Below are 26,359 nucleotides of genomic sequence, written 5' to 3' on the forward strand. Positions count from 1 at the left end.
AATGAAAACAATCAGATTTGCTTTGCTGTTGGTGTTTCTTGTCAGCATCACAGCGGGCTGCTCCAGCAACCCCTCTTCCAGTTCCGACAAGGCGACAAACTACTACACTCAGCTAGGCATCGGCTACCTGCAGAAAGGCCGGCTCGATCTGGCTGCCCTCAACCTGGAAAAGGCACTAGCAAAAGATTCCAGTTCAGCTGACACCCACCATTATTACGCGCTGCTACAGGAACGCCTGGAGAACAATGAGAAGGCAGGCAAGCATTTCCGCAAAGCCATCAGCATCACCCCCAAGGATTCTGCCCTGCTCAACAATTACGGCTCCTACTTGTGCCGCATGGGCAAATATTCCGCCGCCGAAGACGCTTTTCTCGCAGCTGTGCGCGATCCGCTCTATAAAACACCGGAGTTTGCCTATACTAATGCCGGTATCTGCACCCGTAAGACGGGTGATTCCGCTCGGGCAGAAGACTATTTTCAGCAAGCACTGGCCAAAAACAACCGTTTTTCGGAAGCCCTCTACCAGATGGCCAAACTTAACCAGGAAAAAGGCGACTACGCCAAGGCAGAAGCATTTCTTTACCGCTATAATGAGAGCGCAGCCCCTAGCCCCGAGAGTTTGCTGTTGTGTTATCAGGTGCAAACCAGCCTCAAGGAAATGGACAAAGCAGAAGCCTGTGCCACCGCGTTACGGGCAAAATTCCCGGAAAGCGCTGCAGCTGGCCAGGTTAATTGATAAAAAGTTGGAGGACACGTGACGGATACAGCCCCCCCAGTTGAAGAAAAAAAAGCATCTGTCGAACCGGGAGACCTGACCGCGAAACTCGTGGAGTGCCGGGAAAAAGCTGGTCTTGATATTGATCAGGCAGCAGAAGAATTGCACTTGTCTGTCCATATCCTGCAAGCACTGGAACGGGAAGATTTTACCCGCCTGCCGGAACCCCCCTATGTGCGTGGCTATCTGCGTGGTTACGCCAAACTGGCTGATACGGATGCGCGTGAACTGATCCGCACCTATGAAGCCTTGCGCGGTGCCAATCCGGATGAAATTGCCCACCATTTCGCGCCTGCCCGCCCCCTTAACAAGGTTACACAACCCGCCATTTCCAGCTCGACCCTCAAATTTATTGGCTTTGGCGCACTGGTATTGTTGCTAGGGCTGGTTTCCATGATCCCTGGCGTGCGTGAATGGGCAAGCCACACTTGGGCATCGTTTTCCGCCCAAACCAACCCGCCGGATGTGCCGCGCCCCCCTTCCGCCATGGACGCCTACGTAGCCCAGAAAGCAGCCCAGGAACGGGAGAAAGCACAAGAAGAACAACAGGCCAAACAGGCAGCAGCCCAGCAACAAGCCGCAGCCCCAGCCGTGCCCGCAGCAAGCAGCGCCCAGGATACCCCTGCTGCCCAGGATGCAACCGCATCCACCACGGTAACACCAGCAACAGAACCCACACCCACGCAAACGGCTGACGCGGACACATCTGCCAGCCTGGACAGCCCGGCGATCACGTCTGCAACGGCTGACGCCACTAACACTGCTGCGGCCACACCAGGTGCAACAACACAAAATGCCCCTGCGACAGACGCAGCATCCCCGACCCCAGCAGCAAGTGCAGACCAGACAGGTGCAAACAACCCAGCCGCACCCGCTGCTGATGGAACCACGGCGCAGCAAACCCCTACCGGTGCACTCAACATCAAAATGGAGTTTGCGGAAGATGTCTGGCTACAAATCAAGGGTCATGAGAACAAAACCCTGTTTGAGTCGCTCAATACAGGTGGTAGCATCAAGGAATTCCAGGCTGCTACCCCACTAAGCTTCAAGGTCGGCAACGCACCTGGTGTAAAAATTTACATAAACGGGCAACTGTTTGACCAGACCCCCTACGTCAAGGGCAGTGTTGCCCGCTTCAAACTCGATTAAGCATGAGCAAAAATATCCAATCCATCCGCGGGATGAATGACATCCTGCCGGATGCATCCCCCGCATGGCAGTATTTCGAGCAGACCGCCCGCAGCCTGTTGGGTCGTTACAGCTACAACGAAATCCGTATGCCGATTGTGGAACAGACCGACCTGTTTTCCCGCGCCGTGGGCGAAGTCACCGATATTGTCGAAAAGGAAATGTACACCTTTGCCGACCGTAACGGCGACAGCCTGTCACTGCGCCCGGAAGGCACCGCCGGTTGCATCCGCGCCGGTATCCAGCATGGTCTGTTACACAACCAGCAGCAACGCCTGTGGTACATGGGGCCGATGTTCCGCCACGAACGCCCGCAAAAAGGCCGTTACCGCCAGTTCCACCAGATCGGCGTGGAAGCCTTCGGCATGGCCGGGCCGGACATTGACGCCGAACTGATCGCCCTGACCGCACGGCTGTGGAAAACGCTCGGCCTGCGCAACCTGCGCCTGGAATTGAACACCCTGGGTACACCAGAATGCCGCCACGCCTACCGTGAATTGCTGGTGGAGTATTTCAGCGCCCACGCCGATAGTCTGGACGAAGACTCCAAACGCCGCCTGCACACCAATCCGTTGCGTATCCTCGACACCAAGAATCCGGACATGAAAGCGCTGGTCACCGCCGCACCTAGCCTGCACGACCATCTGGATGAAGTTTCCCGCGAACATTTCACCGCACTGCGTGCCCTGCTGGACGCCATGGGCATCGAATACGAAATCAACCCCCGGCTGGTACGTGGGCTGGATTATTACACCCACATGGTATTTGAATGGGTGACGGATGAGCTCGGCGCGCAAAGCACCGTTTGCGCCGGTGGCCGCTATGACGGGCTGGTGGAACAGCTTGGTGGCAAGCCAACCCCCGGTGTCGGTTTCGGCATGGGTATGGAACGCCTGATCCTGCTGCTGGAAACCCAGGGCATCGCCGCACCTGCCGCCAACCCGGACGTATTCCTGATCATGGCAGGCAACGCCGCCCTCCAGGCTGGCCTGGCCATAGCGGAAACCCTGCGGGACGCCCTGCCAAACTTGCGCCTGACCAGCAACTGTGGTGAGGGCAGTTTCAAGACCCAGATGAAACGCGCCGACAAATCCGGCGCTGCCGTTGCCCTGATTTTGGGCGAAAATGAGGTGCAACAGGGCGTTTGTGGCCTGAAACCCTTGCGCGGCGACGGCGGGCAGATTAACCTGCCCATCAGCCAGGTGGCTGAACAAATTTCCGTTTTTCTAGCAAAAACACAATAATAGCAATCTTGCTTCAAAGGGCAGAACAATGAGTGATTACAAAACCGACGACGAAAAAGTTGAAGAACTGAAAGTCTGGTGGAAAGAAAACGGCACATCCGTGGTAGCCGGGGTAGCGTTGGCCATTGCCGGGCTGTTTGGCTGGCAGTACTGGAAGGATTACCAGGAAACCAACGCCGCTGAAGCATCCGCCCTCTACGCGCAAGCCAGCAAGGCCAGTGAAACCTCGCTGGAGCAGGCTCAGGCAGACATCAAGACCCTGCAAGGTGACTACGCCTCCACGCCCTATGCGGCTATTGCCAGCCTAAAGCTTGCACAGCAATACGCCGAAAAAGGCGAATACGAGCCAGCCGTCACCGCCCTGCAATGGGTTATCGACAACAGCAAGGAAGCGGATTTCAAACATCTGGCCAACATCCGCCTTGCCCGCACCCTGCTGGCGATGCAGAAAACCGACGAAGCGCTGGGGCTGGCCAACCAGTCCTACCCAGTGGCCTACCAGTCATTGGTGGACGAGCTGAAAGGCGACATTTACGTTGCCCAGAACAAAACGACGGAAGCACGCGCAGCCTATGACAAAGCCATGCTCGGTAGCGCAGGCGGGTCGACGGAATTTATTAAAATCAAGCGGGACAATCTTGGCGAAGGAGCTTAAGGACTACTATGAAACGGATTACTGCCGCCCTACTGATCACCCTGAGCCTTTCCGGGTGCAGCACTTTCCAGCAGATGACCTCGGCCATCATGCCTACCAGAGACAGTAATCCCCCCAAAGCGCTGAAAGAATTCAAGCCAACCGCCACTGTGCGCACGTTGTGGCAAGCCAATACCGGCAGCGGTGCAGGTAAACAGTATGTGCGCATACACCCTTACGTCGACAACAGCGGTGTTTTCGTGGCAGGTGGCAAATCCGCCAGCGCTTGGGACAAGGCCAGCGGCAAGCGCCTATGGCAAGCATCGCTGACTGAAGACATCACGGCTGGCGTCAATGGCGGCGAAGGCGCGGTTTTCGTGGGGGGTGGCAATGGCAGCGCTATCGCCCTCGACCGGCAAACCGGCAAAACCCTGTGGAAAACCAGCCTGGGCAGTGAAGTGCTGGCTGTTTCCCCCGCTAAAAACGGCATTGTCGTATTCCGCACCAGCGGCGGTGGCCTTTATGGCCTTTCCACCTCCAGCGGCGAAGGGCTGTGGAAACAAATGCGCCAAAGCCCCATCCTGTCGTTACGCGGAGCCAGCGTCCCGCTGGTGGTGGGCGGCATGGTCATTGCTGGTTTCGACAGTGGTGTCGTCACGGCATTTGACATGCGCAACGGTGCGGGGTTGTGGGAAATCCCCCTTTCCATCCCCCGTGGCAGCAGCGACCTTGACCGCATGACCGATGTGGACGGCAAGATGAAAGCACTCGGCGAAGCCCTGTTCGCCACCAGCTACAATGGCCAGATTGCCGGCATCAACATGCGCAACGGTACCGCTGCGTGGGCAGCGCCCTACTCCAGCCACACCGGCGTGGATGCCGACCCCAACGGCCTGTACACCAGCAGCGAAGAAGGCTACCTGTGGAAACTGGATCCGCAAACGGGTAACCCACAGTGGAAAATGGACGATCTGGAGGGCCGCCAGCCCACTGCCCCTACCCTGGTTGGCCATTACATCACCGTTGGCGACAAGGACGGCTACCTGCACTGGGTCAACGCCAGCAACGGCCAGCTGGCCGCCCGCGTGCGCGGCGATACGGCTGGTTACACCACCGAACCAGAAGCCGATGGCAACGTCATTTATACGCTGGGCAAAAGCGGACAACTATCCGCTCTCACCATCCAATAGACCGCGCCATGCTGGGTGAGCCTCGATTAGCGCGAGCGCTTCCCGCAACAAGGTTTTCCCCGGTTCCATGCGTGGCCAAGTTGACAGGCCGGAAGGGTGCGGCAGTGGAATCAGGTCAGTGCCCCGGCCTTGCAACACTATCCGGTGGCACTTGCCTACGACCTCATCCAGTTTTTTTGCGCTCAGGAACTGGTTGATCGCCAGCTTCCCCACCAAAATAAGCAGTTGTGGCTGTAACAGACTTAGTTCCGCCTGCAACCAGCGTGAACAAGCCATGATTTCCCTTTCCGATGGCATCCGGTCACCACCTTTAGGGTTTTTGCCGGGAAAACAGCGGCACACGGCGGACATATAGACCCGCTGCCGAAAGCTTTCCTCATCCAGTCCGATGCCTTCAAACCATTTGAACAGGGTTTTGCCTGCTGTCCAGCCAAATGGGCGCATGACTTTTGCTTCGTGGATACCGGGTGCTTGCCCGATCGACATCACCGGCGACATCACGGGATTGCCGGTAATCACCGGGCGGATCATTTGCGGGCAAAGCGTACACTGGCGCAGAGCTTGCTGGTGTGCAACAAGCTCTGGATGGGGATGGATGATGTCCATATGGATACAAGGGGAAGTTATTTACCCGCAATGGACAGATACAGATACAGCAAGCCAAGGGTAATGGCGATGCCAACCAGCCCCATGACAACCGTGCCAAGGTATTTTTTCCGCAAACCGTACATAATCCAGTAGGTTTCCAAACCCACAAAGGCAGCCGCCGCGCCATAAGCAATAAAGACATTGGCGTTTTCAAGGCTGGTGGCCGAAATGAATACGACGTAAAAAACAAACGCTACCCCAATGGGCAACAACGAAAACACCCAGTTCGCCACCACGTCGGGGCTATCTTTCGCTGCTGACAACTGATCAGGGGTATTTTTTTGTTCCATACTGCGCTCCTCCTAGTACATTGAACTGGCGTATACCCTACGCAATTTTTACCACAGACGCCATGACTTCCCTCAAACAGGTAACAAAAATGTATGCGCCTGCATACCTGTGCAGAGCGTGCTACACTCAGCACATGCCCATATACGGATAAAATTCATGCAAGACCCCGATCAAGACCCTGAACAACAACGTAACTTCTGGATTGGCAACGGCCTGTTGGGTCTGGCCTTGCTGATGCTGTTTTTCATGGAACCCCTCTCGGAAATGCTGGGGATGGGCGCTGTTGCCGCGTGGATGGTCTGCGCTGCTGCCGGCACTTACTTCATTATGAAAAAGTGACTCCGCGCCAACCAGTTGTGCAACCCTACCTTGGCAACAAAAATGACAAATTATGCACCTGAAACACCCCCTGCTTACGGTCACTGAAAAAACACTCCAGCGTCTTGCGCACTGAATGGAAGGCCAGCTCCTCCCACGGCACTTCATGCTCATGGAACAAGCGCGTCTCCAGACTTTCCGATCCAGGGTAAAAATCATCCGCCACCAGTTCGCAACGGTACAGCATGTAGACATGGCTGACATGCGGAATACTGATCACGGAAAACAGGCGCAAATCCCGCAGCTTGGCATTGGCTTCCTCATGCGCTTCGCGGGCGGCGGCCTGCTCGGTGGTTTCGCCGTTTTCCATGAAACCGGCGGGCAAAGTCCACAAACCGTAACGCGGCGCAATCGCCCGGCGGCACAATAACACCTGTCCCCCCCAGACCGGCAATGCCCCCGCGATGATTTTCGGGTTCTGGTAATGGATGACGCCACATTCACCACAAACATGGCGCAAGCGGTCATCGCCGTCGGGAATTTTTAGGGTCACAAGCGCGCCACATTCGCTGCAATAATTCATGTTTTTTCCTCAAATAATGCTATCCTACCCGCCTTCAAGTGAAGCTTTGACCTGATTTATACCATGAAACCCGTTCTGGCACTGATTGGCCGACCCAATGTAGGCAAATCCACCCTGTTCAACCGCCTGACCCGCTCGCGCGACGCGCTGGTGGCGGATTTCCCCGGCCTGACCCGTGACCGCAAATACGGCACCGGCGACCACCATGGGCGCGGCTATATGCTGATCGACACCGGCGGCCTCAGTGGCGAAGAAACCGGTATCGACGAATACATGGCGAAGCAGACCCGCGCCGCCATTGCCGAATCCAGCGCCATCCTGTTCCTGGTGGACGGGCGTCAGGGGCTGACTGCGGCTGACGAACAGATTGCCCGCGACATCCGCCAAACCGGCAAGCCGGTATTCCTGCTGGTCAACAAGATTGACGGCGTGGATGCAGATCAGGCTTCGGCGGAATTCTATGCACTGGGCTTCACCGAAGTCTTCATGATTGCCGCTTCCCAGGGGCGTGGCGTCACTTCGATGATCGACGACATACTGGATCATCTGGGCGCGGAATTTGAGGACGAAGAAGAGCAAGAAGATGACGGCAGCATCAAGATTGCTTTCATAGGCCGCCCCAACGTCGGCAAATCCACCCTGATCAACCGCATCCTCGGCGAAGAGCGCGTGATCGCCTTTGACCAACCGGGAACCACCCGTGACAGCATTTTCATCCCGTTTGAGCGCGACGGGCTGCGTTACACCCTGATCGACACCGCCGGGGTACGCCGCCGCCGCAGTGTCGATGAAGCCATCGAAAAGTTCAGCATCATCAAGACCCTGGACGCCATCCAGCGGGCGCATGTCGTGGTGATGCTGGTGGACGCGCATGACGCCATCACCGACCAGGACGCCCACCTGCTGGGGCTGGCACTGGAAGCGGGCCGCGCCCTGATCATTGCCGTCAACAAGTGGGATGGCCTGGAATCGGATGAACGTGACTGGATCAAGCAACAGCTCGAAGTCAAACTGCCCTTCGTGCTGGATTTCGCCGAAGTCTTTTTCATTTCCGCCCTACACGGCTCCAACGTCGGCCTGCTATATGCAGCGGTGAAACGCGCCTACGATTCCGCCATGCTCAAGGTCGCCACTTCGCGCCTGACGCGGATTCTGGAAATGGCTGTACAACAGCACCAGCCGCCCCTCACGCGCGGCCAGCGTATCAAACTGCGCTACGCCCATCAGGGTGGCAGCAACCCGTTCCGCCTGATCATCCACGGCAACCGCACCGAATACGTGCCGGACAGCTACACCCGCTACCTGACCAACTATTTCCGCCAGACCCTGAAGCTCACCGGCACGCAGGTGCGCGTTGAATACAAGACTGGTGAAAACCCCTACGAAGGCAAGCGCAACACCCTGACCCCACGGCAGGAATACAAGCGCCAGCGGATGCTTGGTCATGTGATCAAGGAACGCAAAAAACGGGCAAAAAAGAAGTAGGCCCCCTCATGTCTTCTGCCGACGACAAGACCCCGGAAGACGACAGCACTCTGCTGGATCTGCCAGACATTACCCCACGTTACGTGCGCCTGCGTGAAGCCCTGCCCAACAATGCCGGCCTGACTCTGACGGAAAAACGCCTGCTGATCAGCCAGGCCAGGTTGCTGCTGGAACACGTTTACGTCCACTTGCACCTGAAAAAAGCGCTTTACGGCATCGACCCGGTACAGCGCCTGACTCTGCTGCAATACCGGCTGGAAAATGCCAGCGATGTCATCACCACCAGTGAACTGGAATTCCACAGCGAATTACTGGCCATCTTCAACGACGTGCATGACCTGCACACCAATTACATCCTGCCCCAGCCTTACCGCAGCATGACGGCGTTTTTGCCGTTCCTGTTGGAAGAATGCTTCGACGAGCAGCGCAAACCCCATTACATCGTCAGCAAACTGTTCCGCGATTTCCACCACCGCGACTTCCGCCCGGGCGTGGAAATCATCCGCTGGAATGGTCTGCCGATTGCCGAAGCCATCCGCCAGAATGGCGCGCGCGAGGCCGGTAGCAACCATGCGGCACGTTTCGCCGTCGGCCTCAGTTCCCTGACCATCCGCCCACTGGCCACCAGCTTGCCGCCGGATGAAGACATTATCCGCCTCAGCTACCGCAACCATGGCGGGCAGGTCAACACCATCGAATTTGAATGGTGGCTGCTTGAGCACACGCCGCCTGCCGAAGAAGACGGCCTGACGCCCATGGATGCCGAAGCGGAAGAGCTGTACGCCGCCGCGCAAATGGGCAATTACCTGAAAACCGGGCGCATCAACCATTGCCGTAAAATCCTGTACGCCCCCGACGCCTGGCGGGCGGAACAAATGCAGGACAATGCCGAACGATTTTCCCTGGATGAATCGCTGGAAACCGTTTTCCCCGCCATTATCCGCGCCCGACCCGTCACGACACCGCACGGCAGGTTTGCCTATATCCGCATTTTCAGTTTTATCGTCCCGCAGCCGGAAATTTTCATCTCGGAAATCATCCGCCTGCTGTACGAACTACCACAAGATGGCCTGATACTGGATGTGCGCGGCAATTCCGGCGGCTACATCAACATGGCGGAACGCCTGCTGCAACTGCTCACGCCCCACCTGATTGAGCCGGAAAAGGCGCAGTTCCGCGCCAACGCTTTCACCCGCGAACTGTGCAAATACAATGCGCCGTCAAAAGTCGCACCCGGCATCGACCTGTCACCGTGGACACCATCGCTGACCCAGGCGCACGCCAGCGGCTCGCTGTATTCCACCGCCCACAGCCTGACCAGCCCGGAAGAAGCCAACAACCTCGGCCAGATTTACAGCGGCCCGGTGGTATTGATTACCGACGCCCAGTGTTACAGCGCCACCGACATGTTCGCCGCCGGGTTCCAGGATCACAATATCGGCAAAATCCTCGGTGTGGATGACAACACCGGCGCGGGCGGCGCGAATGTCTGGACGCACTACCTGTTGCGCAGGCTGACCACCATCCCCGCAATCACCGCCAATGCAGGCACACCCAATCTGGAAGCTCTGCCACGTTACGCCGATTTCCGCGTCTCCACCCGCCGCATGTTGCGGGTCAAAGGTAAAAGCGGGATGCCGCTGGAAGATTTCGGCATCGCGCCCGACGCCCGCCATTACATGACCCGCCGTGACCTGCTGGCAGGCAATATCGACCTGATCAACCATGCCGCCAGCCTGTTGGCCAGCGCCCCACGCTACCGGCTGCAAACCGACATCCGCACGCAAAACAAGCGCTGCAAGCTGCACATCACCGCCACCAACATCGACCGGCTCGACTGGTATATTGACGGTCGCCCGGCAGGGTCACGCAACGTTAGTAACAGCAAGTTTAGCATTCCCATCCCACACGCTGCCTTCGGCAAAACCGCGCGGCTGGAGGCGTATGCCAAGGGGAAAAAGGTAATTAACCGGCTGGTGACGCTGGCTTGCGCCGACGATTGACCCTTCCCAAATTCAGATTTACCGGAACAATGCCATGTGGTTACAGAAAGAACTGAGACTGAAAGCCAAACCGCGTGGTTTTCACCTGATTAGCGATGAAATCCTGCACCAGCTACCGGAACTTGGCTCCATCAACATTGGCCTGATGAATATCTTCATCAAGCACACCTCCGCGTCACTGACCATCAATGAAAATGCCGACCCCAGCGTGCGGCAGGATTTTGAAAGCTTTTTTAACCGCGCCGTACCGGAAAATGAACCCTATTACCGCCACACGGATGAAGGCAGCGACGACCTGCCCGCCCACCTGAAAGGCAGCATTCTGGGTTTCAGCCTGAATATCCCCATCAGCAACGGGCGTTTGAACATGGGAACCTGGCAAGGCATTTACCTGTGCGAACACCGCAATTACGGTGGTGCGCGCAGTATCGTTGTCACCGTACAGGGGGAATAACTACTTCCCACGCACTTGGTCACGGTAGAACAAATTCCAGGTGTCAAACGGGTAAATCCTGCCGTTTGGCTCGACGAAATGGGTGCAGGAACGCTTCACCGAACCAATGTCGAAGTCGTATTTGTCCATGAACGCCATGATGACGATGCGGAACACATTGTCGTAGGTCAGCCCGTCGCCCTGGATGCGCGGCAGGCAGCACAGCATGGTTTGCAGGTTGCCGGTAGTCTGTTCGCTGCATGCATCCAGCGAAAACAGTTTCAGGAAAGCGTTTTTCAACCCCGGACTTTTTTCAAAGGTAATGGTGTTATCCACGCCCTTGAGCAGTTCTTCGCGCGGCAGCAAACCCGTTACTGGCACGATTTCCCCGCCCATTTTGATGCCGTAGCCGATGGAAATATTTTCCGGGTGGCAGGGCAGCGGGATCATGTCGGTATCACCGAAGGGGTTGTCGGCTTCGATGATGCGGGTGCGGATTTCGCTCAGGGTAATACGGTTGGCAGGCTTGTCGCCTTCGTTGCGCCCGGCGTCCTGCACCGGCTGGAAGGTAATGCCGCGCACGCATTTCCACTGCTGGGCGAAGTTGATGATCTCGCCGATTTCATCGTCATTCACGCCCTTGCGGATCACGCACACCAGCGTGGTGGAGATGTTGTGCTGCTCCAGCTTTTTCAGTGCCTGTTGGCGGATACTACGCATGTCCTGCCCACGGATATTTTGCAGCGCTTCCGCTTTGAGTGAATCGAATTGCAAGTAGACCTCGAAACCCGGCTTGAGGCTGGCGAGTTCCTCCACCAGATGCGGGTCACGGGCGATGCGGATGCCGTTGGTGTTGAGCATCAGGTGGCGGATCGGGCTGGCTTTCAGACGCCGCAGAATATCCATCAGTTGCGGATGCAGGGTCGGTTCGCCACCGGACACCTGCACCAGATCGGGCTGCTGCTCACTGGCCAACAGGGTTTGCAGCATGGTTTCGATGTCTTCCATGCTGCGCGGGTTGCCCATACCAGGTGCGGAATTGGCGAAACACACGGGACAGTGCATATTGCATTCGTCGATGATTTCAAACAGCGCCAGGCAGGAATGCTGCTCGTGGTCAGGGCACAGGCCGCAGTCGTGCGGGCAACCCTGGTTGATTTCGGTCTGGAATGCGCCCGGCATGTCGCCCGGTTTCAGATAATCCTTACAGCGCTTGTAATACCCGATGTCGGTGGAAACCAACGTCTTTTGCACGCCGTGTTCCTGGCAGCGCTTCTGGTAATAGACATTGCCATGCTGGAACAGGATTTTGGCTGGCACGACCGCAAGGCATTCCTCGCACAAGGATTGTGTCTGGCCGTAGAAGATGTAAGGTCGGGCTTTGTTACCCATGATTGCGACTCCGGTTGAGCATCAACAGCGCATACGCCAGCAGCGCCAGACTGAGCAGGTGGAACAGGTTCAGGCCAGCCAGCAGCGGCGGGTAAGGCTTGAGGAATTCCCACGCAAAACGTTGCCCCGCGTATACCAACACAAATACATAAAAGCCCTGCGCCTGCCAAAATACTGGATTCCGAGGGTAACGCAGCAGTAAAACCACCAGAAATGCCAACATGGTCAGGCTTTCGTACAACTGCACAGGATGCCGCTGCACACCATCACCAAAATCGACGCCCCAGGGCAAGCTGGTTTCCGTGCCATAGGTGAAATCCGGCAGGCCGGCGAGAAAACAGCCTACCCGCCCGACCACAATCAGCATGATCAGACCAGGGACGAAATACAGCCCGGTAGACTGGCGGATTCCAGCGAAATATTTGAAGGTTTCCGCTGCCACGATCGCGCCGAATACCCCGCCCAACATGCTTTTGGCGACGCCACCCTGCCCTGCGAGGTGCAGGTTGAGCGTCCCGAACAGCGTACTGCCTGCCGCCAGCCCCAGCAGCAAGGCCAGCAGATAATAATGATGCTGGGAGGAATCGCTAATCCCGGCAGGCCGTGACAGCACATATTGGCGACGGAACCACAGGCTGACCAACACCCCACTGACCAGCGCCAGCAAGTCGAACAAGAAGTGCAGCATCACAGCTGTTTACCCCGCAGCAAGAGGAGCAGCGGCCACAGTAATCAACAGAAAACTACCAAACAACAACAAAACCAGTACACCGAAAGACCACAACAACCAAAACAATAAACTTCCTGCCAGCGGATACGTATGTTCAGACATATCAGCTGCCTACCGGTGCAGGCGGCTGTTCAGGCGCAGGCGGTGGCTCCACCGGGCGGGAATTATTACTGTAAGGCAAACTGGAGCAACCCAACGCAAGCCAGATGGCGACGATACCACCCGTTAACCAGACAAGATATTTTGCTGCCATTTCTTCATCCCTCCGTTTTTAGCAGTATAGCAATATCTGCAAAGGGAAACGGCTGGGTTTCTTCAGCGCATCTTTTCCAACGCCAGCCATTGCAGGGCGATGATTGCCAGTGACGCCTGGATTTTACCCGCACGCAGCCATTCCATCACGATCTGGCGCGGGATAACGGAAACGCGGATGTCTTCGTGCTCGTGCGGCAGGCCATGGATGCCGGTTGGCACGCTAGACAAATCCACCGGCGCGTAGTAAAGGCTGATGATTTCGGTGGAACCGCCCGCGCTGGGGTAGTAGTCCATAATGTGTTCCAGCGTGTCGACCGTGCAACCGGCTTCCTCCATGGCTTCGCGGCGGGCTACGTCTTCGTTGCTTTCGCCGTCCTCGACGATGCCGGCGACGATTTCGACCATCCATGCGCCTGCCGGGTCACGCAGCGCAGCACCGGGGCGGAACTGTTCCACCATCAGCACAGTGTCGGCCTTGGGGTCATGCAGCAATACGGCGACGGCGTTGCGGCGCTCGAAAATTTCACGCCTAACCCTACCCGACCAGCCACCTGCAAACAGCTCGTGGCGGAATTCATAGGCGTCGACGCGGAAAAAGCCCTGGTACAGGTTTTGCTGGCTGAGGATGTCGAATTTCATGGTGTAATATCATGGGCAGTGGGTCAAAGGGGCAGTGTGCGGTAGAGGGAAAAGAATTGCAAAAGTAACCCAGCTACGCCGGGTCGCCCATCCCTTACAAAGACTGCCACAACGACGTGAAATCATCCTCATCCTCTTCCAGCGCACGATCCGACAGGGTGGTGAAGCGGAAATAGGCAAACGCCCCCAGGCATTCATCCAGCAACACCAGCCGCACCCGTTCTTCGCGCTCGGCAAATTCCAACTTGATTTCATCCCCTGCCTGGAAAATGTAGGCAGGCAGGATCAAGGCCGGGTCTGGCCGTGCGCCCTCGATGCTCGGCAACATCAGGCCATCAACAGGCAGTTTCTGGGTCAAGCCACGGTTGATGACCTGTTGCACTGAAAGCACCATGACCTTGGTGGAAAGCAATTCCACGCCGCAGCACAAGCCCTTGCCAGCCACAAATTCCATCCACTTGATCACCCCAATCATCCAGACAGAATTTTCATCGGCCAGATCGCGCAAGCCCACGATTTCACCGACCCGCGCACCGGACTCTTCCTTGCCCTCCCAGCACAGGCCGTAGCCGCCGACACTGGTATTCATGACTTTCCAGCTATGGATGCGCGCCCCGTCCTCCTCGCTGACATGCTGGATGACAGCCTGCTGGGCTTCCCCCTCGTCTTCATAATCACCTGACAGGAATACATTGAACAGCATGTCTTCCGCTTCGGCGTCTTCGTTGGCTTCAGTCCGCTGGGAATGGCGGATCACCCCCAGCACATCCGTCATGCGCGTCACCATACCGATGCTTTCCTTTTTCGGAAAACGGTTGAAACTGCGGTTGCGCACAGCCGTCAAGTGATAAATGACCCGCTTGGCCAGATTACGGCTCAGGCCATCGTGCAGAATCATGGCAGGGATACCCTTGGCTTCCAGCTCGCGGATATGGTCGTCCATGCAGGCCACCAATACTTTCAGGGTGATGACCCGGACTGTCGGCGAATGCGGCAGGTCGCTAATGGGCATCATTACCGCCGGTTCATCGCTGTTGAGCACAGCGGCATGGACATAATCGCCGATCTGTTGCCCACCGGAATCCGGCGAGATACCCGCCAGATGGGAATGCTTCACAAAATACTGCATCAGGCGGGTCACTTCCCCCTGCCGCAAACTGTAGGGCTTGACCAGCGCCAGCAGGTTCATCTGGATGTAACGCGCCTCAATAGTGGGCGCGCCAGGGGAGGGGTCGCGGATTTTTAACTGGTCAACGCCATTTTCCGTCGCCAGCAAATACAGGTGGTGGATGTCGTGCCACAAAGTTTCGCGGGTACGCACATACACCGAATACGTCAGCAGCAGCACCCGCCCCATGAAATCCAGTGCGCGGTAAATCGTCATTTGGAGGGCTTTTTTATTGCCTTCCTTTTTAGTCAGCATATCCAGCGCCGCCACCTGATAGGAACCGGCAAACTCCAGCATCAGCGACTGGGTAAGCTCGAAAATCTTTTGGCTTTTTTGCGTCAGGGGAAAGGCGCGCGCCTCCAGATGGCGCTGCAATGCCTCCAGGGAAACTTCCACCGCCGGGCGCAGCATTTCGCTGATATTCAGACGGGTCATGGCGGGCAAGGCACGCCGGTTCAAATCCACCAGCCCATGGAAGATGCGCCGGGTGGTCTCGCCGGGGTCTGTCAACGGCAGGCTGGCTATCCAGGCGCGTGCCTTGCTTTCAGACAGCGGGATGAAACGTTGGTTGGAAACGGGGGCTTCTGCTATCGCCATAGGTCTACTATCCGTTATTATTTTTTCTGTATCACCGCAGTGTAGCAGCATCAAACGCCATGCACGACTACCTTGCGACAATCGCGCATAGCGGCGCAGAAATCCCCCTAAGCCTTCAGTAAGGACATAGGCAAAACATTCAACAAACCACGCAAATTCCAGTAGCCTGCCACACCGACCAGAAGGCTGCCTGCTACCCCACCAACCAACAGCGGTAACAAATTCAGTTTCATGTCGAGGTCAAACAGGTAATAACCAAACAGGTTACCGGCAGTCAGAGCCAGCAGCCCAGCCAACACACCCGCCAACGCGCCCAGCAACAGGAATTCACCCCAGATGCGCCAGCGCAGTTCCGCCCGACCCGCGCCCAGCGATTTGAGGATGGCGATTTCGCGCCGCCGTTCGGCTTTCTGCGATTGCAAGGCCGCAATCAGCACCACCACGCCCGCTATCAGAGTGAAGACGAAAATGCCCTGTACAGCCATGCTGACCTGCGCGATCAGGGAACGCACCTGCCCGACAATCGCCCCCACATCAATCGCGGTCACACTGGGGAACTGGCGGATCATATCCGTCACCAAGGCTTTTTTCGCGCCCAAATGGATGCTGGTGATGTAAGTGCTGGGCATTTCCCCCAGACTGCCCGGCGCGGCAATGACGAAAAAATTAGGCTGCATACTGTCCCAGCGCACCTCGCGCACACTGGTCACCGTATCGCTCAGGCGTTGCCCGGCGATGTCGAAAGTCAGCCGGTCACCCATGCCGAAGTGCAGGGTTTCGCCAATGCCTTTTTCGATGGAAAAACCTGCCACGCCCTGGTCAAACCATTTGCCCTCCAACAGAGCGTTGCTGGCGGGGAATTCGCTGAATGACGACAGGTTGAATTCGCGCTCCGCCAAGCGCTGGGCGCGCGGATTTTCCAGCTTGTCGGGGTTAACCGGCGCACCATTGATTTCCACCAGCCGCCCGCGAATCATCGGGTACAAGCTGGTTTTGATACTGTGTTGCGCAAAAAACTGTTCCAGCGACCTGGCCTCGGCAGGCTGGATATTGATGAGAAAATGGTCTGGTGCATCCGCTGGCAGGGCTTCCTGCCAACGATCCAGCAAGTCGGTACGCACCGTAGTCAGCAACAGCAAGGAAAACAGCCCGGTGGCGAACACCACCACCAGCAACACGGCGCGGCGTGAACGCCCCAGCGAAGGAATCCAGCGGCTTTGCCATTTCCTGCCCACTGCCTGCATCAGACGCAGCGCCGCCACCGACAACGCCCAGAACAGGCCAATACCCACCAGCAAACCTGCCAACAACATGGCGGCCAATTGCAAATCCTGCGCTTGCAACCACAACAGGCCGAAAACCGCCACTAACAGACTAGCCAATACCACCCACACCGACTGATGCGGGCGTTGCAATGCCCCCTGCAAAATCTGCATGGGTGACGTATCCACCAGGCGCAACAACTGCGGCAAGGCAAACCCAAGCAGCAGAATGACTGCCGTCAGCAAACCGGTCAGTGCGGGCAGCAGGCTAGGCGCGGGCAAATCCTCGCCCACAAACTGGCTCAGCCATGCCGCCAGCCCGAATTGCACGACCAGACCCAGCACAGTGCCCACCACACCCGCCAGCACTGCCGTCAGCAGCAGCGAAAACGCATGGTCGAACAGTACCCGTTTACGCGACATCCCCATCGCTTTTAACACCGCCACCGCAGACAACTCACGCCGCAGCAGGCTGGTGGAAGTCAGCGCCACCGCCGCGCCCGCCAGCACCACGCTCAGCAGCGCCGCCAGCCCGAGGAAACGCCCGGAACGTTGCAAGGTTTGCTGTACGGATGACAAATCCTCATCCAACGTGCGGATGCGCTCAGTAGGCTTCAGTTCCGCCTCCAGCGTTTTGCGCAATTGCCTAACCGCACCGCCATCACCGGCGAACAAGTAATTGAAACTGGCGCGGCTGGCCGGGGTCAACAACCCGGTAGCGGGCAGGTCATCCAGATTCATCAGCACCACCGGCGCAAGCTGGAACAGATTACTGCTACGATCGGGTTCCTGCGTCAGGACGCGGGCAAGTCTGAAAGTACTGCGGCCAAGCATCACTTCTGCCCCTGCTTGCACACCGAGTTCCGCAAACAGCCGGGCTTCCGCCCAGATTTCACCCCGGGCGGGCAGCTGGCCAGTCGCCAGTGTTTCCGGCGCATCAGGCGTGGCTGCCGTTTTCAGGTCGCCACGTAATGGGTAATTGTTGGACACCACCTTGAGCTGGCTCAGTTGCAACTTGTCACCGTGGGAAACCATGCTGGGGAAGCTGATGGTTTCTGCCGTTTCCAGCCCCAGTGCCTGGCCGCGTTTCAAATAGGCGTTGTCCAGCGGGCGGGCAGAACTCAGTACCAGGTCGCCACCGAGAAGCTGGCGGGCTTGTCCCTGCATGGCGTTTTCCACCCGGCTGGTGAAGAAGCTGACGGCAGTCACGGCGGTAACGGAAACGATCAGGGCAAGCAGCAGCAGGCGGAGTTCGGGCATACGCCAACGCTGTTGCCAGTGGCGGAAGAGCAGGCTCATACCAGCCTCCCCTCTTCCATCCGGTAATGTTGCTGGCAACGCGCCGCCAACGTTTCGTCATGCGTGACCAAGACCAACGTGGTGTGGAATTTTTCCTGCAAGGCAAACAGCAGGTCGCTGATTTCGTGGCCAGTAGCACGGTCGAGGTTACCGGTCGGCTCATCCGCAAACAGGATTTGCGGGCGGGTAACGAAAGCGCGCGCCAATGCCACCCGCTGCTGTTCCCCGCCGGACAGCTGGTTAGGGAAATGGCTCATGCGTTCACCCAACCCAACTTGTTGCAGCGCTGCGCGGGCCAGTTTCTCCTTCTCTCCTTGCCTCCCCAACTCCAACGGCAACATGACATTTTCCAGCGCCGTCAGATTTTCCAGCAGATGAAACGACTGGAACACAAACCCAACCTTGCCCAACCGCAGTGCCGCCCGCTGGTCTTCATCCAGCCCGTCCAGCGCCTGCCCGAACAGTTGCACCGAACCGCTGCTAGGCAAATCCAGCCCCGCCAGCAAGCCCAGCAGCGTACTCTTGCCGGAGCCGGAGGTGCCGGTAATCGCGACCGATTCCCCGCTGTCAATTGAGAGGCTGATACCACGGAGAATTTGCAAATCACGCCCGGCTTGCGGGATAGTTTTCACTAGGTTGTCGGTCTGAATGGCTGTGTTATTCATTTTGTAAGGAATCCGTTGATGTTGCGCGTACTGTACCTGATCTTCGCCGCCGTTTGTTTTTTACCGGTCGGGAATACGGTTGTTCTGGCTGATGCGACGCCCCCGCCTGCGGACAATTCCCCAACCCTGCTGGTGTGGGGGGATAGCCTGAGCGCGGCCTACGGCATCCCGGTCGACAAGGGTTGGGTAAGTTTGTTGCAGGGCAAGCTGGACGACCAGTACAAGGTGGTGAATGGCAGTATCAGCGGGGAAACCACCGCAGGCGGCCTGACGCGGCTGCCGGATGCATTAGAGGCATTTAAACCGGCTTATGTACTGCTGGAACTGGGCGCAAATGATGGGCTACGCGGCATTGCCCTGGATGAAATGCGCGGCAATCTGGAACAGATGATCAAGCTTTCACAAGATGCAGGGGCGAAGGTGGTGCTGATCGGCGTCGTGCTGCCACCCAATTTCGGCGCTGTTTTTACCGAAAAATTTGGCACTGCCTATGCGGAACTGGCTGAACAACACGAGCTACCGCTGGTTCCCAGCCTGTTGCAGGATGTGGCGGATAACTGGGATTTGATGCAGGCGGATGGGCTGCACCCTGTAGCCGAGGCGCAGCCGAAGGTGCTGGAGAATGTGCGGAGTGTGCTGGACGGAGTTCTGCACTGACCAATGATAACAAGAATTTACAAAAATTCGGCATAACGCAGTAATTTATGGTATTAATTGGCCATACTCCACACAAGACTGCATTTTTGATGAAAACAACGCCTACCATCCTGATTGTCGACCTCAACAATTTTGCCCGCTACCCCACCCTCGCCATCGGCTATCTCGTCGCCCCGCTACGTGCCGCCGGTTTTCAGGTGGAAGTGCTGTCCCCACTGGCGCATGGCGCGCCCGCCATGACCCACGAACAGCAGGAAACCTGGCTGGAACACGCCAAGCGCCGCCTGTATTTTTCCACCCACCCGTTGATGCAGCGCCTGCACGAACCGTTACGCGCAGCCTACGCCCGTCGCAGTTTCCGCGCCCATCCGCCCACCCTGGCCATGCTGGAACAACGCCTGCAACACAACCCGCCCGACATCATCCTGTTGTCAGCTTATCTGGAACACTTGCCCACCGTGACGTGGATTGGGCAACAAGCCAGCCAGCGGGGGGTTCCGGTCTTGCTGGGCGGCCCGGCTTTCACCCACCCGCAAACCATCCAGGCGTGGCGTCAACTGGAAGGCATCAGTGCCATTTTCGCCGGGGAAGCCGATTTCGTGATCACGGAACTGGTCAAAGCGATACTGGAGGGGCAGGATTTGCAGGCATGGGCAGGCGTTTCCAGCAGTAGCAGCGAAAATCTGGACGCTGCCCCGCCACTGCAAGGTCTGGAACGCCTGCCCATGCCCGATTTCAGCGATTTCCCGTGGGAACGCTACCCGCACCGCATTATCCCGGTGATGACCGGGCGCGGCTGTAGCTGGAATGTGTGCACATTTTGCAGCGACGTGATTACCAGCAACGGGCGCACGTTCCGTTCCCGTCCATTAGCAAAAATTCTGGATGAGCTGCGCCAGCAGGCGGAACGTTATCAGGCGCGCGATTTCATTTTCCTCGACCTCAAACTCAACTCCGACCTGGAGGTTTGGCATGGGCTGATCGACAACATCCAGCAAACTGTACCGGGTGCGCGCTGGATCGCTACCGTGCATGTCGATGGCAAGGGTGAAAACGGGCTGGATGCGGCCACATTGCAGGCAGCCAAAATGTCTGGCCTGACCCGCATCAGTTTCGGTCTGGAAACCGGTAGCCAGCCATTGGCACGGCGCATGGGCAAAGGCACGCGGGTGGAACGCAATGCACAGTTTATTCAGGATGCGCACCGGGCGGGTTTGAGCGTGCGTTGTTCGATGATGTTGGGTTACCCCGGCGAAACAGCGGATGATCTGCGCGCTACCCTCGAATTCTTGCAAACCCATCAGGCACAACTTGACCGTATCCGCCCTGCCCGTTTCAAGGCGATCCCCGGAACCCGTTTTGAACGGCTGTATCACAATCGCCCCAGCCGTTTTGCGGGCATTGATGTGCAAGGCTGGAATTACCGGCTGGCGCGCGCTGATTACCGCAACCGTAACACGCGTTGCCCAGTTTACCGTAAGGTGAAACGCGACATCCTCTCGACCATCCACGCCATCAACAGCCAGCCCTTGCGGGATGATGCGCGCCAGTTTGACGGGTTGATGTGAGCTGTTACTGGATGTTTGCTGGCCGTGACGCCTTCATGTCTTCGCCCAGGGACATATCCCGCCGTTGCTGGCGGTAGGCATGTTCCAGTTCTTTCAGCCGCCCATTGCGCTTGCACCAGGTGAATGCACCGATGGAAGCAGCTGCGCAGGCCAAAACGCCCACCATTACCACCCAGAATCCTGCCATTTCCCGTCTCCTCTCTCTATCATGTTTGCCGCCGGTTTTTCCACACCAGCACCCTGCGGCTGTACAGCCTGTATCCGCAACAACCAGCACATCGCGCCTAAATCACCCCGCCTGAACAGGTCATCCCGCCGTTTTTCCATTTCCCAACGGGTAACGGTTAAGGACTGCCGTAAATGGCTCATATTAATATTTCCTGATTTGCCAGTTCCTTTTGGATAAGCAGTGTAAATGCCCCACGGAGAATCAGGATATAGGTGTTTCCCTGACCGTCATATCGGGGATTCCATGCTTGTCAGCGTAGCGTTAGCTATGAAAGACTGCCCACCATGAGCACCGCATCCCATACGACGGAAAAAACCTTGCACCGCTGGCGCATCCTGGTCGTGGATGACCACCCGCTGGTGCGCGCTGGCCTGGCATCCCTGATTAGCAATGAAGCGGATATGGACGTGTGCGCGGAAGCCGCCGGGCAAGGCGAAGCGCTGCAACGCCTGAAAGAATGTACACCTGACCTTGCCATCATCGACATTTCCCTGGGGGAAGGCAGCGGTTTCAGCCTGATCCGGCACATCAAGGCGGCGGGGACGCCGGTGCGGATGCTGGTGCTGTCGATGCACGACGAATCCCTGTATGCCGAACGCGCCATCCGCGCCGGTGCGATGGGCTACGTCAACAAACAGGAAGCCGCAGAACACGTGGTAGAAGCCATCCGCAAAGTGCTGGCCGGAAAAGTCTACCTGAGCGAACGGGTGACGGAACGGATTTTGCTCGGCATGACCCAGGGTAGCTCCCATGACGACGATTCCCCACTGGCCAACCTGTCCGACCGGGAGCTGGAAGTGTTCTGGCTGGTCGGCGAAGGCGTCGGTGCCAGTGAAATTGCCTCACGCCTGCACCTAAGCGTCAAAACCATCGAAACCCACCGCGATAAACTCAAGAAAAAACTCGGCATCGACTCCGCCAGCGAGCTGAACCGTTTCGCCATGCAATGGCTGCTGGAACACCCGGCCAAAGAGCGTACCCCATGATAAGCATAAACAAACCAGCCTTCCCGGCAAACCAGAGCAAGGAAGAATGCCTGCGCCAACTGCGGGAAAACGAATACCGCCTGCTGGCCATTCTGGACAATGCCGCCGAAGCCATCGTCTGCGTCGACAGCAATGGTTGCATCCTCGACTTCAACCGAGCCGCCGAACGCATGTTTGGCTATCAGGCCAATCAGGTGGCCGGGCAGGACATCAACACCCTGATCGTGATGGCCGAAAACGAACGCGCAGCGGATTTCCTGGATGAATTCCTGCGCCAGCCCCGCCCGCGCGTGCCGTGGCGCAATCTGGAACGCATGGGCAAGCGCAACAGCAGCCTGTTCCCGGTGGAACTGGCGATTGGTGAAATCGATAGCCTCGGGCAGTTTTCCTTCATTATCCGCGACCTGAGCGAATACAAGCGGCTGGAACAGCAAGTCATCGACGCCAGCACCCTGGAACAGGAAAGTATCGGCCACGAAATCCACGATGGTTTGGGTCAGCAACTGACCGCGCTGGATTTGCTGGCCACCAGCCTCGCCCGCAAGCTGGAACGGTCTGGCAGCCCGGACGCTTCCACCGCTGCCGTCTTAGCGCACCATGCCCGCGAAGCACTGGCCGAAGCCCGCTCCATCGCCCGTGGCCTGGCCCCGGTAGCAATTGACCCTGACGGCCTGAGCACGGCACTGAACGCGCTGGCTGAAAGCAACCGCGCTGCGACCGCCATCAATTGCCAAGCCTCTATCCGCAGCCCTGTCAGCATCCCCGACAGCCGTATCGCCACCCACCTTTACCGCATTGCCCAGGAAGCCGTCACCAACGCCATCAGGCACTCGGGCGCACGCAATATTGAACTTAGCCTGAAACAAAAAAACGGGCTAACCTTGCTTTGCGTACAAGACGATGGCGGTGGCCTACCCACCAACGCCTCGCAACAAGGGGGATTGGGCTTGCACATCATGCGTTACCGCGCCAACCTGATCGGCGCTCAGTTGAACATTACGGGCAACACCTCTGGCTGCCGGGTCTGCTGCACGCTCCCCATTCAGAAAGCTCAGTAAATCAGCGCCTGATCAGCTTCCAGGGTTTCTGATACGAAGGTTGCGTACTGACGGCAATAAACCCTACGCGCAGGATCGTGCTACCATCCCTGCTTTCGGTTCCAACAGAAAAAACGCATGACGACTGCACTGGACATTCAGGGTCTACGCAAGACTTACAATAACGGCTTCGCTGCACTCAAGGGTATTGACCTGCGGGTGGAACAGGGGGATTTCTTTGCCCTGCTGGGTGCAAACGGTGCAGGAAAATCCACCACCATCGGCATTGTCAGCTCGCTGGTGAACAAGACGGCGGGTAAGGTCAACATTTTTGGCTACGACCTCGACAGCCAGCGCGAACAGGCCAAAGCGCAGATCGGGCTGGTGCCACAGGAATTCAATTTCAACATGTTCGAGCCAGTGGTGGAAATTGTGGTCAACCAGGGCGGTTATTACGGCATCCCCCGCAAGGAAGCGTTCGCCCGCGCTGAAACCCTGCTCAAACAGTTGGGCTTGTGGGAAAAAGCCCGCGAAATGGCACGCAACCTGTCCGGCGGGATGAAGCGCCGCCTGATGATTGCGCGTTCCCTGATCCACCAGCCACGATTGCTGATCCTCGACGAGCCTACTGCCGGGGTGGACATCGAAATCCGCCGCTCGATGTGGGATTTCCTGCGCAAACTGAATGCGGAAGGCACCACCATCATCCTCACCACGCATTACCTGGAGGAAGCCGAAAGCCTGTGCCGTAACATCGGCATCATCGACAAGGGCGAGCTGATCGAAAACACCAGCATGAAAAAGCTGCTCAACCGGCTGGATACCGAAAGTTACGTGTTTGACCTGGCCGAACCGCTGGTAGAACTGCCATCAACCAGCTCGAACCTGTGCCATTGCAGCCTACAAGACCCGACCACGCTGGAAGTCGCTTTCCACAAGGAACATTACTCGCTCAACCAGGTGTTTGCCTTCCTCAACGATCAGGGCGTGCAAGTCCACAGTATGCGCAACAAAACCAACCGGCTGGAACAACTGTTCCTGGAACTGGTGGAGGGCAACAAACCATGAATGCAGCACAGAAATGGACAGCCTATTACACCATCCTGATCAAGGAAGTGTTACGCTTTAGCCGCATCTGGAAGCAGACCATACTGCCGCCGGTGATCACCACTTCGCTGTATTTCGTGATTTTTGGCAACCTGATTGGCGAGAAAATCGGCGAAATGGATGGGCATCGTTACATTGATTTCATCATGCCCGGCTTGATCATGATGACGGTAATCACCAACGCCTACGCCAATGTGGTGGCGTCGTTTTACGGCAGCAAGTTCCAGGGCAATATTGCGGAAATGCTGGTGTCGCCTACCCCGAACTGGATCATCCTGGCAGGCTTCGTCAGTGGCGGGGTGGCACGGGGCATGGCGGTAGGCATCGCGGTAACGTTGATCTCGCTGCTTTTCACCCACCTGCACATGCAACATTTCTGGGTAATGGCCTCCATCGTCACCATGACGGCGGTGCTGTTCTCGCTGGCGGGGGTCATCAATGCCGTGTACGCACGCAGTTTCGACGACATCAATATCATCCCCACCTTTGTGCTGACGCCACTGACCTATCTGGGCGGGGTGTTTTACTCGATTTCCACGCTACCTGAGTTCTGGCAAAAGGTATCGCTGCTGAACCCGGTGCTGTATATGGTGAATGGCTTCCGCTTTGGAATTCTGGGTGTGTCGGATATGCCGGTGTGGGTGAGTTATGGGGTGATTGCGGGCTTTATCCTGTTGCTGGGTGGGTTTAGCCTGTATTTGCTGAATAAGGGGACTGGGATTCGGAGTTGAGCAACAGTGTCATCATCGGTGGTGGCCCTGCCGGGTTGATGGCTGCCGAACAACTAGTCAATGCCGGGTATGCCGTTGACCTGTACGACGCCATGCCTACTGTCGGGCGCAAGTTCCTGCTAGCCGGAATCGGCGGGTTGAACATCACCCACTCCGAACCTTTCGACGCATTTTGCAGCCGCTACGCCGAGCGCCAGCCGGAGTTGCAGCCTTTGCTGGAAACTTTCGGCGCAGAGGCATTACGCCAGTGGTGCGCGGAACTTGGGGTGGAAACTTTCATCGGCACATCGGGTCGGGTATTCCCCAAGGAAATGAAAGCAGCCCCCTTACTTCGGGCGTGGCTGGTACGGTTGAAACGCAAAGGCTTGCGCGTGCACACCCGTCATCGTTGGCTGGGGTGGGATGAGCAGGGGCAGCTTGTTTTTCAGACTCCGCAAGGCATGGTTGTTAAAGAAACCCCTCCCATCATCCTCGCCCTCGGCGGTGGAAGCTGGAAAAAGCTCGGCAGCGACGGTGCGTGGGCAAAGCTGCTGTCAGCACGGAATATCCCAATCGCACCACTCCAACCCGCCAACTGCGGCTTCCTCTGCCGCTGGAGCGAACACCTGCGCACCCGCTTTGCCGGTTCCCCGCTGAAATCCGTCACCCTCAGCTTCACGGATCTGGCGGGGCAAACCGAAACGCGCATGGGCGAAATGATCCTGACGGAACGTGGGGTGGAAGGCAGCCTGATCTACGCTTTTTCCGCCCGCCTGCGCGACATGATAGCGGCACGCGGTAGCGCCACCCTGCATCTGGATTTGCTGCCTAACCACAGCCGTGAACAAATCGAAGCGGCCTTGCACAACAAACCAGCCAGCAAAACACTGGGCGCTTTCCTGAAAAGCCGTTTCCGATTGGATGGCGCAAAAACAGCGCTCCTGTTTGAAGTGCTGGATAAATCACAGTGGCAAAACCTGCCGCTACTGGCTTCCACCCTGAAAGCCATCCCCATGACGCTGATAGCGACCACCCCCATCGACGAAGCCATCAGTACCGCTGGCGGCGTCCCCTTCGAGGCGCTGGATGAAAACCTGATGCTGCGCGCCATGCCGGGCGTGTTCTGCGCCGGGGAAATGCTCGATTGGGAAGCGCCCACCGGCGGCTACCTGCTGACCGCCTGTTTCGCCACCGGGTGTAAGGCCGGGCAAGGCGTGATCCGCTGGCTGCAAACCCAAACCGTTACCTGAAACCGTCAGGATTTTC

Annotated in this window: 28 protein-coding genes; 16 read left to right on the forward strand and 12 right to left on the reverse strand. The window is 57.4% G+C overall.

The genetic code is table 11. The features are described 5' to 3' along the window. Window position 1: 1 nt before the first annotated feature. The 5 genes from pilW to bamB are packed head-to-tail and all read left to right on the forward strand — an operon-like array spanning window position 2 to window position 5,031. A complete protein-coding gene (pilW, locus tag THINI_RS04230) occupies window positions 2-736 on the forward strand; it encodes a type IV pilus biogenesis/stability protein PilW (protein WP_002707414.1) in 735 nt (244 codons plus the stop codon). 18 nt (window positions 737-754) lie between these two features. After that, a complete protein-coding gene (locus THINI_RS04235) occupies window positions 755-1,924 on the forward strand; it encodes a RodZ domain-containing protein (RefSeq protein ID WP_002707415.1) in 1,170 nt (389 codons plus the stop codon). A gap of 2 nt (window positions 1,925-1,926) precedes the next feature. Continuing rightward, a complete protein-coding gene (gene hisS, locus THINI_RS04240; protein ID WP_002707416.1) occupies window positions 1,927-3,207 on the forward strand; it encodes a histidine--tRNA ligase in 1,281 nt (426 codons plus the stop codon). Window positions 3,208-3,235: 28 nt separating this feature from the next. Next, window positions 3,236-3,862 (forward strand): YfgM family protein, encoded by a 627-nt coding sequence (locus THINI_RS04245; RefSeq protein ID WP_002707417.1) that lies wholly within the window; start codon window positions 3,236-3,238, stop codon window positions 3,860-3,862. Between the two features lie 8 nt (window positions 3,863-3,870). Beyond that, window positions 3,871-5,031 (forward strand): outer membrane protein assembly factor BamB, encoded by a 1,161-nt coding sequence (bamB, locus tag THINI_RS04250; RefSeq protein ID WP_002707418.1) that lies wholly within the window; start codon window positions 3,871-3,873, stop codon window positions 5,029-5,031. On the opposite strand, the gene THINI_RS04255 is transcribed toward bamB, so the two are convergent. Continuing rightward, window positions 5,008-5,637 carry a uracil-DNA glycosylase family protein gene (locus THINI_RS04255; RefSeq protein WP_002707419.1) on the reverse strand — a complete coding sequence of 210 codons (630 nt, stop codon included), beginning with the start codon at window positions 5,635-5,637 and terminating at the stop codon, window positions 5,008-5,010. The two genes, bamB and THINI_RS04255, sit on opposite strands and share 24 nt — an antisense overlap. A gap of 17 nt (window positions 5,638-5,654) precedes the next feature. Beyond that, window positions 5,655-5,969, reverse strand: coding sequence for a hypothetical protein (locus THINI_RS04260; RefSeq protein WP_002707420.1), 315 nt, complete (start codon window positions 5,967-5,969; stop codon window positions 5,655-5,657). A 157-nt stretch (window positions 5,970-6,126) separates the two neighbouring features. On the opposite strand from THINI_RS04260, the gene THINI_RS04265 reads away from it, so the two are divergent. Then, window positions 6,127-6,309 (forward strand): hypothetical protein, encoded by a 183-nt coding sequence (locus THINI_RS04265; RefSeq protein WP_002707421.1) that lies wholly within the window; start codon window positions 6,127-6,129, stop codon window positions 6,307-6,309. Between the two features lie 25 nt (window positions 6,310-6,334). Here THINI_RS04265 and THINI_RS04270 read toward each other — a convergent pair whose 3' ends face one another. Beyond that, complete coding sequence (locus tag THINI_RS04270; protein WP_002707422.1) at window positions 6,335-6,871, reverse strand: NUDIX hydrolase; 537 nt, start codon at window positions 6,869-6,871, stop codon at window positions 6,335-6,337. A gap of 63 nt (window positions 6,872-6,934) precedes the next feature. Between THINI_RS04270 and der the strand changes: the two genes are divergently transcribed. From der to THINI_RS04285, 3 genes are read left to right on the forward strand one after another with little or no spacing between them, the layout of a single operon-like run. Beyond that, window positions 6,935-8,356 (forward strand): ribosome biogenesis GTPase Der, encoded by a 1,422-nt coding sequence (gene der, locus THINI_RS04275; RefSeq protein WP_002707423.1) that lies wholly within the window; start codon window positions 6,935-6,937, stop codon window positions 8,354-8,356. Window positions 8,357-8,364: 8 nt separating this feature from the next. Beyond that, window positions 8,365-10,359 (forward strand): S41 family peptidase, encoded by a 1,995-nt coding sequence (locus tag THINI_RS04280; RefSeq protein WP_002707424.1) that lies wholly within the window; start codon window positions 8,365-8,367, stop codon window positions 10,357-10,359. A 34-nt stretch (window positions 10,360-10,393) separates the two neighbouring features. Then, entirely contained in the window at window positions 10,394-10,813 is a 420-nt protein-coding gene (locus tag THINI_RS04285) for a secondary thiamine-phosphate synthase enzyme YjbQ (protein ID WP_002707425.1), read from the forward strand. Here the strand turns inward: THINI_RS04285 and THINI_RS04290 are convergent, their stop codons facing one another. From THINI_RS04290 to THINI_RS04315, 7 genes are all read right to left on the reverse strand, one after another. Continuing rightward, window positions 10,814-12,184 (reverse strand): radical SAM protein, encoded by a 1,371-nt coding sequence (locus THINI_RS04290; protein ID WP_002707426.1) that lies wholly within the window; start codon window positions 12,182-12,184, stop codon window positions 10,814-10,816. After that, window positions 12,177-12,872, reverse strand: coding sequence for a prolipoprotein diacylglyceryl transferase family protein (locus THINI_RS04295; RefSeq protein WP_002707427.1), 696 nt, complete (start codon window positions 12,870-12,872; stop codon window positions 12,177-12,179). The genes THINI_RS04290 and THINI_RS04295 overlap by 8 nt, the downstream gene beginning before the upstream one ends. A gap of 145 nt (window positions 12,873-13,017) precedes the next feature. Next, entirely contained in the window at window positions 13,018-13,167 is a 150-nt protein-coding gene (locus THINI_RS25010) for a hypothetical protein (protein WP_002707428.1), read from the reverse strand. 62 nt (window positions 13,168-13,229) lie between these two features. Next, window positions 13,230-13,808 (reverse strand): NUDIX domain-containing protein, encoded by a 579-nt coding sequence (locus THINI_RS04300; RefSeq protein WP_002707429.1) that lies wholly within the window; start codon window positions 13,806-13,808, stop codon window positions 13,230-13,232. A 94-nt stretch (window positions 13,809-13,902) separates the two neighbouring features. Continuing rightward, window positions 13,903-15,573 (reverse strand): hypothetical protein, encoded by a 1,671-nt coding sequence (locus THINI_RS04305; protein ID WP_002707430.1) that lies wholly within the window; start codon window positions 15,571-15,573, stop codon window positions 13,903-13,905. Between the two features lie 107 nt (window positions 15,574-15,680). After that, entirely contained in the window at window positions 15,681-18,134 is a 2,454-nt protein-coding gene (locus THINI_RS04310; RefSeq protein ID WP_002707431.1) for an ABC transporter permease, read from the reverse strand. Further along, entirely contained in the window at window positions 18,131-18,799 is a 669-nt protein-coding gene (locus THINI_RS04315) for an ABC transporter ATP-binding protein (RefSeq protein WP_002707432.1), read from the reverse strand. Before THINI_RS04315 ends, THINI_RS04310 begins: the two co-directional genes overlap by 4 nt. 18 nt (window positions 18,800-18,817) lie before the next feature. Here THINI_RS04315 and THINI_RS04320 point away from each other — a divergent pair, with 18 nt between their 5' ends. Then, entirely contained in the window at window positions 18,818-19,456 is a 639-nt protein-coding gene (locus THINI_RS04320; RefSeq protein ID WP_002707433.1) for an arylesterase, read from the forward strand. Between the two features lie 89 nt (window positions 19,457-19,545). Beyond that, window positions 19,546-21,024, forward strand: a complete 1,479-nt coding sequence (locus THINI_RS04325; RefSeq protein WP_040839091.1) for a B12-binding domain-containing radical SAM protein — start codon at window positions 19,546-19,548, stop codon at window positions 21,022-21,024. Between the two features lie 4 nt (window positions 21,025-21,028). Here the strand turns inward: THINI_RS04325 and THINI_RS25015 are convergent, their stop codons facing one another. Then, entirely contained in the window at window positions 21,029-21,211 is a 183-nt protein-coding gene (locus THINI_RS25015) for a hypothetical protein (RefSeq protein WP_002707435.1), read from the reverse strand. Next, window positions 21,190-21,393, reverse strand: coding sequence for a hypothetical protein (locus tag THINI_RS04330; RefSeq protein WP_002707436.1), 204 nt, complete (start codon window positions 21,391-21,393; stop codon window positions 21,190-21,192). The genes THINI_RS25015 and THINI_RS04330 overlap by 22 nt, the downstream gene beginning before the upstream one ends. 144 nt (window positions 21,394-21,537) lie before the next feature. Between THINI_RS04330 and THINI_RS04335 the strand changes: the two genes are divergently transcribed. The 5 genes from THINI_RS04335 to THINI_RS04355 all read left to right on the forward strand — a co-directional run bounded on the left by THINI_RS04335 (window position 21,538) and on the right by THINI_RS04355 (window position 26,343). After that, complete coding sequence (locus THINI_RS04335; RefSeq protein ID WP_002707437.1) at window positions 21,538-22,239, forward strand: response regulator transcription factor; 702 nt, start codon at window positions 21,538-21,540, stop codon at window positions 22,237-22,239. After that, window positions 22,236-23,297 (forward strand): PAS domain-containing sensor histidine kinase, encoded by a 1,062-nt coding sequence (locus THINI_RS23165; protein WP_002707438.1) that lies wholly within the window; start codon window positions 22,236-22,238, stop codon window positions 23,295-23,297. Before THINI_RS04335 ends, THINI_RS23165 begins: the two co-directional genes overlap by 4 nt. A gap of 117 nt (window positions 23,298-23,414) precedes the next feature. Then, window positions 23,415-24,344: an ABC transporter ATP-binding protein gene (locus tag THINI_RS04345; protein ID WP_002707439.1), complete on the forward strand. Its 930-nt coding sequence runs from the start codon at window positions 23,415-23,417 to the stop codon at window positions 24,342-24,344. Then, a complete protein-coding gene (locus THINI_RS04350; RefSeq protein WP_002707440.1) occupies window positions 24,341-25,114 on the forward strand; it encodes an ABC transporter permease in 774 nt (257 codons plus the stop codon). Before THINI_RS04345 ends, THINI_RS04350 begins: the two co-directional genes overlap by 4 nt. Beyond that, window positions 25,111-26,343 (forward strand): TIGR03862 family flavoprotein, encoded by a 1,233-nt coding sequence (locus tag THINI_RS04355; protein WP_002707441.1) that lies wholly within the window; start codon window positions 25,111-25,113, stop codon window positions 26,341-26,343. The genes THINI_RS04350 and THINI_RS04355 overlap by 4 nt, the downstream gene beginning before the upstream one ends. Window positions 26,344-26,359 lie beyond the last annotated feature (16 nt).

This window comes from Thiothrix nivea DSM 5205 (assembly GCF_000260135.1).
GTDB lineage: Bacteria > Pseudomonadota > Gammaproteobacteria > Thiotrichales > Thiotrichaceae > Thiothrix > Thiothrix nivea.